The organism is Shewanella sp. SG41-4 (assembly GCF_014164505.1).
GTDB lineage: Bacteria > Pseudomonadota > Gammaproteobacteria > Enterobacterales > Shewanellaceae > Shewanella.
The window spans coordinates 1-2,692 of sequence record NZ_JACJFI010000400.1; the positions used below are offsets into that span (position 1 = coordinate 1).

Genomic DNA, 2,692 nt, shown 5'->3' on the forward strand with positions numbered 1-2,692 from the left:
AAACAATTACTTTTGAAACAACTATTGTTCAAACAACTATTGTTCAAACAACTGCGCCATTTTTTGAATATGCACTAATGAAACGTGATGTTGATTTCGTTGTGCACAAAGTTGTTGATGTTGGTCATCATCTGGATCCCCCACCAATACCACTTTAACTTGGTAACCTAATGCTTCTGCAGCCGCCTCATAAGCCATAAATTCCCATTTCGCGATATTAGTATTATCACAAATAACGATTGGTTCATTACGCGCCAACGCCCGAATAAAAGCCGTTAGATTAGCCTGATGATATTGGCCAATCTTTTGCGGATTAAAACGGTATTGCCCCTGTTGATAAAAATAGCGGTCGGTAGAGAATAGGCCATGCTGACGGATATGATTCGCCTGCTCCATACCTTTAGAATTGATAAATTGTTCAACCCAATAAGACTTACCACTGCCAGGTAAGCCACGCATAATAATCGCCAGCTTTATCGGCATCGCATCACTTACAGCCCTATCAACTAACGTTTTACTCACTTCCAACCACCTTACCCGCTAAAATATCATCAACTAACTTAGGTAAAATATCACCTGCTTTACCAGTAAAATGATATTGAAACTGACTATGACGGTCTGCAGGATCAAGGTTAACCTCTACCGTTTGAGCACCATGGTGATTAGCACTGTCGACAAAGCCTGCCGCTGGATAAACCGTACCAGAGGTTCCAATCGCAATAAATAAATCACAATGGTCTAAGGCGTCGTGAATTCTGTCCATGCCAAAAGGCATTTCACCAAACCACACAATATGTGGTCGTAGGCGCTTTCCTGGGATGCAACAAGTACAACAGTTTTCTACACCAAAAGGTTCGCGTAATACAAATGTTTGTAATGATTGTGGGCATCGACCTTTAGCTAATTCACCGTGCATATGCAGTAATCGTTTAGACCCCGCACGCTCATGTAAATCATCAACATTTTGGGTAATCACTAACAATTCACCCGTAAATTCAGTTTCAAGTTTCGCTAGTGCTAAATGCGCAGCATTTGGAATAACATCATCACTGTGTAATTGTTGCCAGCGGCTATTATAAAAACGTTCAACTAATTCAATATCTCTTGCATAGCCTTCAGGAGTGGCAACATCTTCAATACTATGCTGTTCCCATAAACCATGCTGATCTCTAAATGTGCTCATACCCGACTCAGCTGAAATACCTGCGCCAGTCAGTACTACAATTTGCCGGTACATTGTTTGTCCTTTATTGTGATGATGTAAAATAGAATGTAATGACTTTTAATACCATATCAAAAATACGCACTCACGTTACAAAATGTTGCCATTAGACGGACTAAAAATTCACATAAAATTCATTTTATGTGAATTTTAATGATATCGGATAACTGACTAGGCACAATAATCCCTTAGTATAAGTAAGCTTATTGAGTGTTCTATAACAAATAAGATCAACTTAAGAGAATGTTTTACTAAATATCCTCCATATAGGTTGATTAAGCACCTTAAGAGGTTTATGTTTTTAAACTCAAGACATATAATGATTACAATATCCACCGATGAACCGATTGGTTCTGCAATCAAGAGATTAGCAATGACAGATGGAAATCAAGCGCTCAAAAAAGCCGGATTAAAAATAACCCTGCCGCGAGTTAAAATTCTAGAACTGATGCAAGAACCAGATAATCAACATATCAGTGCAGAAGACTTGTATAAAAAGTTACTCGAAATAGGTGAAGAAATTGGCCTTGCAACTGTATATAGAGTATTGAATCAGTTCGATGATGCCGGCATTCTCAATCGCCACCATTTTGAAAATGGCAAAGCTGTGTTTGAATTGTCTACTCAACAGCACCATGATCATTTGGTGTGTTTAACCTGTGATAAAGTCATTGAGTTTTCTGACGATGTAATTGAACGCCGCCAAGATGAAATTGCCATGCGTCATAATATCAAACTGACTCACCATAGCCTTTATCTATATGGACGTTGTACTAACGATACATGTGATCACGCAGACGAATAAATCATCTGTATGTGAAAACAATAAACCAGCTAAAATGCTGGTTTTTTATTGGTTGAAATTTACCATAGGTTAAATAATCTCAAATTGAGAGAATGAATGCTTATCAAAAAGTCCTTTGACACCCTAATTGCGTCAGATTAACCCGCTGTCGGTTAGCTATTGATTAATTCAATAATAAAAAATTGCGCTCTATTAGTTACAAACATGACAAGATTAGTTTGATACGAAATTACTCGCATATTTTAATTTAGTTTACTAATGCCATTCCAAAACACGTCCTGAGCTTGACCAATGCTGTTAATAAAGGAATAGCTAAATCAACAATGTCAGCCATAGACTAAAACTAAACACTGATAACAAGGTCGATAATATTACTGTACTACCCAAGGTTGATTCATGCTGTTTAAGTTCTGTGGCAATAAGATAGGCGTTCACACCCAGTGGAGAAGCACTGAGCAACACCAACATCGCCGTGCGTGAAGCTGCAAGATCAAACACATAATGCGCCATCATATACACTAACGCTGGCAATAGAATAATTTTTAAACGTAAGCGGTCAATGAACTGGTGAAGCTTATTCTGCTTCACCTAAATCAACATTCCACGGCAGCAAATCAGTCATATCATCTGATGGTGCACGCTTGGGTAATTCCGTAAAGAGATGA

4 protein-coding genes are annotated in these 2,692 nt (G+C 38.2%); 1 reads left to right on the forward strand and 3 read right to left on the reverse strand.

The genetic code is table 11. From position 1 onward, the window contains the following. Nucleotides 1-36: 36 nt before the first annotated feature. Entirely contained in the window at nucleotides 37-483 is a 447-nt protein-coding gene (locus H5202_RS20195; RefSeq protein WP_182773642.1) for an AAA family ATPase, read from the reverse strand. A 31-nt stretch (nucleotides 484-514) separates the two neighbouring features. Next, nucleotides 515-1,237 (reverse strand): Sir2 family NAD+-dependent deacetylase, encoded by a 723-nt coding sequence (cobB, locus tag H5202_RS20200; RefSeq protein ID WP_182773641.1) that lies wholly within the window; start codon nucleotides 1,235-1,237, stop codon nucleotides 515-517. A gap of 358 nt (nucleotides 1,238-1,595) precedes the next feature. Between cobB and fur the strand changes: the two genes are divergently transcribed. Next, nucleotides 1,596-2,027, forward strand: a complete 432-nt coding sequence (gene fur / locus H5202_RS20205; RefSeq protein WP_182773643.1) for a ferric iron uptake transcriptional regulator — start codon at nucleotides 1,596-1,598, stop codon at nucleotides 2,025-2,027. Between the two features lie 312 nt (nucleotides 2,028-2,339). Here the strand turns inward: fur and H5202_RS20210 are convergent, their stop codons facing one another. Beyond that, nucleotides 2,340-2,615: an AEC family transporter gene (locus tag H5202_RS20210; protein WP_336244825.1), complete on the reverse strand. Its 276-nt coding sequence runs from the start codon at nucleotides 2,613-2,615 to the stop codon at nucleotides 2,340-2,342. Nucleotides 2,616-2,692 lie beyond the last annotated feature (77 nt).